This window comes from uncultured Eudoraea sp. (assembly GCF_947258925.1).
Lineage (GTDB): Bacteria > Bacteroidota > Bacteroidia > Flavobacteriales > Flavobacteriaceae > Eudoraea.
Map to the genome: position 1 here is coordinate 1 of NZ_CAMYKG010000068.1, position 4,681 is coordinate 4,681.

Here is a 4,681-nt window from a genome sequence, read left to right on the forward strand (position 1 = left end):
TCGAAATGACATAGGTGTTCTGTAGAACGGAATTCAAAAATTTATTTGAACTCCCTTCTTACTTCGTACCTTCTTACCTCGTACTTTCTTCAGATTTCTCAATCGGTACTTCGTACCTCATATCGAAATGACATAGGTGTTCCGGAACGGACTCTTTACACCATTTAGCACTGGGCACACCCTCCTTAGGATCGATCAAAGATAAAATGGACCGTACAGGATGACATATCCCCGTCATTGTTAAAGTCGTATTCCCCTGTATCGGCGCCCCCATTAAGGGATAGCGTTGTCCCGTCAAAGGTGTGGCCGTAGGTATCCCAATCATCAGGGTCATCATCCCAGACTATGGCAAAGTAGAATGTTTGCTGCCACTCCTCCCAGAACATTTCTCCACTTACGGTATACGCATCCCGGTCTACCGGATCTATGGTGAGGGTAAAGCGGCCATTAGATTGCACAGACATGCTGGTAGTTCCGCCGTCTTCTACCACATCTACAGAGACAGTGCTTACACTAAACTGGGCCTTGGTGGCTTCCCAGCTTCCGGCGAGTTCACTGATCTGGAACGTACCATCTTTGGTGAGTATGACTTCGTCATCATCATCATCATTACAAGAGAAAGTCAACGAAATTAATGCGATTAAAAAGAGATAGGTGAACTGTTTCATAGCTATAAATTTTAGATGAAGGGGCATCTCCAAAGAAGGGAGTGTATCACCTTCTGATTACAGCAATAAATGTATTGAGATCTGCTACTGTGCGCAATGACCCTGATCAGTTTGCTTTGAAAAACGTGCTGTACGGTCACACCCCCTTCTTTCAGATTTCTCAGTCGGTACTTCGCACCTCTTGTCGAAATGACTTGGAGGTTTTTCGAACGGGATTCAGAGATTCTTTGACCTCCCTTCGCACTTCGTACCTTCTTACCTCGTACTTTCTTTCAGATTTCTCAGTCGGTACTTCGTACCTCTTGTCGAAATGACTTGGAGGTTTTTCGAACGGGATTCAGAGATTCTTTGACCTCCCTTCGTACTTCGTACCTTCTTACCTCGTACTTTCTTTCAGATTTCTCAGTCGGTACTTCGTACCTCTTGTCGAAATGACTTAGAGATCTTTAAAACTTTTTATGCCAGGGCATGTAGGTTTTTACATCAGACAAGCCTTTTCACAGCACCCTCATCGACTATATTGTCCCTTTAAAGGCAATTCTTTTTTTAACTTCTTTCTTTTTGTTTCTTGAAGGACAATCAGCGCTCTTTAGAACAGGTGCGCAAAAAGGGATTAAAATCTCTTGATGAAAATGAAAAGAAAAAAGGAACTACGTATTTTTTCAGGAGTGCTATGGTTGCTGCTTACCGTTTCTTTTACGGCAAAAACTACGGCTCAGCAGTTCACTCAACAAGACTATCAAAGCAACATACAAGAAACCATGCATTCGGCCCCAGGGATTAATTCCTTTGATGGCACTACGCTGAATCACAGACCTATGGAGCCCAAAGCCCGGGAAAGGGCCGGCTTGTTTGTTCAATTATATAACGCCTATGTCTCCAGGGCTTATTACAGCCTGTTAAGCGAGGCAGAAAAGGCGGATCAGTACTTGCTGGAAGAATATAATAACCTGCTCAAAAACTCAAAAAACAGACCGGACAGGGAGGCTTATACCAGAGAGGTAGCACTGGCTAAATTAACCTATGAAGCCCATTGGGAAATGCTGGAGGGGCTGAAATCATGGAATGCCTTTAGAGCTTATGGTTCTGTTGATCTGGATCTCTTTAATAAGGAACAAATAAAAAATGCCTATTTAATGTTTCGCAAAGGTTCTTCAGATTCAGAGATCATAGACTTTTTGCTGTATAGGTTGGCTGATCTTTATTACGTTCAGGAATAATAGGTTTCCATTTCCAAAAATTCGGATACTAAATGAGGCGAATGGCTATGGAGTGTAACTTCCGTATCACCTGGAGCTTGGAATTCCTTTCAATAGTTTTCTTATTTACTCCTGACGTATTAGTTTCTATCCTTAAAGTCTAACTATTTTGTCTTACTGCATATACAAAATTGCATCCTTGATTTTTAGTGCTAAGGAGCGTGGTAATGGGCTATTTGTACAATTTCTTGTATAATTTTCACAATGAAAGTGACCTTTTAAAATATTTGGTGTCTTAAGTATGTATGTCATTGATAGTTAACCATTTTAAAGAGATTTTCATGAACAGGCCTTTTTTAAGGTCACCTTATCTGCCGGTAGCTGTACCCCCATACATCTACTGGCCAGATTAGGGTGAAACCTACAAAATATGTGCACTGAAAATGATGAAAGATTTTGTTGTTAGATAGGGTAGTTAGTTGGGTTGATTTGGGTCTCTGTAAGAACATTAAAATTTTCAAAGGGGGCCCATATCTCAAGGTTTCATTAAATTGTCGGTATTTACTAAATAACCAGTATAAACCATAGTAGATGGTGACCATGCTTAAAAATTTAATTCTTGTATTGATCGGGGATCGATACAAGTCTGATTTAACTGAGGATAATCCTTATCGGGGCCTTAGTGACGAGGAATTGGTCAAAACCATTATTGAGACAAATAACACGCTCTTATTTGGGATTATTTATGACCGTTATGCAAATAAGATCTATACCAAATGTTCAGGTTTTTCATGGTCTGATGATGAAGCTGCAGACCTTACTCAGGATGTTTTTCTCACGATTTACGTTAAAATGGGAAGTTTTAAAGGCAACTCCAAATTTTCAAGTTGGGTATATGCCTTAACCTATAATTTTTGTGTCAACTATGTAAACAGGAACAAAGCGCGTAAAATGAGTGAGAAATCAGAAAAGCTGGATGCCAATGACCCTGGGATGACCTTTGATGTGGAGGACAAAAGCTTATTCCAAATGCGCTCGGATAAGCTAAAAACAGTATTAGAACAAATAGCCCCGGAAGATAAAGCCATCCTGTTGCTGAAATATCAGGATGATGTTCCCATTAAAGAACTTTCTGCCATTTTGGATATTGGTGAAAGTGCTGTAAAAATGCGCCTGAAAAGAGCGAAAGCAAGATTATTAGAAACCTATAATGCAACCTCATAATGGCAGATAACAGTAAAAATCCGTTTAAAGATTTGGGCAAACTCATCAAGGATGCCCCCCCGAATCTCAAATCAAAGGTGATGAATGATGTTGCCACAGCCAAGCTTATTATGGATCTGGCCTCTCTGTTTACCCTAAACGTCAAAGAGGCGTTATCCGGAATGTTTAAGACCCGTCGTAAAAACTAATATATAACTATCTAATCTCACTAAAATTATGGAATCAATAGGAAGCTTGGCATCAGAATCCCTCAAATCTATCTTTCAGGATATCGTATCTGCACTCCCCGGAATCATAGGCGCAATTATTGTATTGCTACTGGCATGGCTCATCATTAAGATCACGTCATTTATTTTGAAAAAGATCTTACGGATCGCAGGAATTGATAAGGTCTCAGAAAAAATAAACGAAGCCAAATTATTTGGGGAAGAAAGTGCAATAAAAGTAGATGTGTCTAAGATCTTATTGGGCTTTGTAAAAGGGATCCTGTGGATCACCTTTATCATGGTAGCAGCCGAAGTAATGGGTTTAACTATTGTTTCAACCGAGATCTCAAACCTCTTGCACTATTTGCCTATTCTGCTTAGTGCTGTTGTCATTTTTATGATTGGCATGTTTGGCGCTAAACTAATCCGCAAAGCGCTGCTTGCCATTTTCGAATCCACAGGGATGAGTGGATCTAAGATAGTGAGTGGTATTGTGTACTATATAATTATTGCTTTTGTATTTGTAACTGCGCTGAACCAGGCTGGGATAGATACAGCTATAATCACCAGCAATATTACCCTGATCATAGGAGCATTTCTACTAGCTTTTGCAATAGGATTAGGCCTTGGATCCAGGGAAGTAGTAGCAGATCTGCTCAATACATTCTATGCCCGTAAAACATATGCCGTAGGAGATTCAATTAAAACGAAAAAAATAGAAGGAACCATAGAGGCCATAGAAGGAATCTCGGTAACTGTGAAAACAGCCAAAACTAAGGTAGTGATCCCCATAAAGGATCTGGTTCAAAATAAAGTAGAAATTAAATAGGATAAAATAGCAGGCTGCCGGCAGGGCCATTTGGCGTGTTATGAATAACTATAATCAACAATTTGTATAATTAAAAATAGAAACTAAAAATGGGAAAATTTGAAATTAAAAAAACGAAATCTGGGAAGTGTAAGTTCACAACGGGATCAACTCGGTAAAAGTAAATGCCAAAGATGATAATAGGTATGACCGTTTAACAGCCAAAGATGGCAGCCCTTATTTTAACTTAAAGGCTAAAAACGGACAAATTATAGGCACCAGTGAGATGTATAGCAATACCGCCGGAATGGAAAATGGGATCGCTTCTGTAAAGAAAAATGCTGCCGATGCTACTATTGATCATAAGTCATAGTAATTAATAGGAATTCAATGAAAACCATAAAAACAAATACCATGAAAAAATTACTATTACTAGCTCTTTTTGTGTTGGGAGGTGTTTACACCTATTCCCAGACCAAAGAAGAATTACAGGCTGCAAAGGCAAGTAAAACAGACTCAATAGCAGCAATTCAGGCAAGGGCGGATGCTATCCAGGCCCAGATCGATGCCCTACCG

General features: G+C 39.7%; 6 protein-coding genes. 5 read left to right on the plus strand and 1 reads right to left on the minus strand.

The genetic code is table 11. From position 1 onward, the window contains the following. Positions 1-185: 185 nt before the first annotated feature. Complete coding sequence (locus Q0X77_RS15065; protein WP_297798645.1) at positions 186-668, minus strand: hypothetical protein; 483 nt, start codon at positions 666-668, stop codon at positions 186-188. A gap of 632 nt (positions 669-1,300) precedes the next feature. Between Q0X77_RS15065 and Q0X77_RS15070 the strand changes: the two genes are divergently transcribed. The 5 genes from Q0X77_RS15070 to Q0X77_RS15420 all read left to right on the plus strand — a co-directional run bounded on the left by Q0X77_RS15070 (position 1,301) and on the right by Q0X77_RS15420 (position 4,478). After that, positions 1,301-1,888, plus strand: a complete 588-nt coding sequence (locus Q0X77_RS15070) for a hypothetical protein (protein ID WP_297798646.1) — start codon at positions 1,301-1,303, stop codon at positions 1,886-1,888. Positions 1,889-2,467: 579 nt separating this feature from the next. Beyond that, the gene (locus tag Q0X77_RS15075; RefSeq protein WP_366939248.1) at positions 2,468-3,091 is read left to right on the plus strand and encodes a sigma-70 family RNA polymerase sigma factor; all 624 of its coding nucleotides are present in this window, start codon (positions 2,468-2,470) and stop codon (positions 3,089-3,091) included. Then, a complete protein-coding gene (locus Q0X77_RS15080) occupies positions 3,091-3,279 on the plus strand; it encodes a hypothetical protein (RefSeq protein WP_297798647.1) in 189 nt (62 codons plus the stop codon). Before Q0X77_RS15075 ends, Q0X77_RS15080 begins: the two co-directional genes overlap by 1 nt. Positions 3,280-3,307: 28 nt before the next feature. Then, the gene (locus tag Q0X77_RS15085) at positions 3,308-4,126 is read left to right on the plus strand and encodes a mechanosensitive ion channel domain-containing protein (RefSeq protein ID WP_297798648.1); all 819 of its coding nucleotides are present in this window, start codon (positions 3,308-3,310) and stop codon (positions 4,124-4,126) included. 250 nt (positions 4,127-4,376) lie between these two features. Continuing rightward, positions 4,377-4,478 carry a YegP family protein gene (locus Q0X77_RS15420; protein ID WP_366939249.1) on the plus strand — a complete coding sequence of 34 codons (102 nt, stop codon included), beginning with the start codon at positions 4,377-4,379 and terminating at the stop codon, positions 4,476-4,478. Positions 4,479-4,681: the final 203 nt, after the last annotated feature.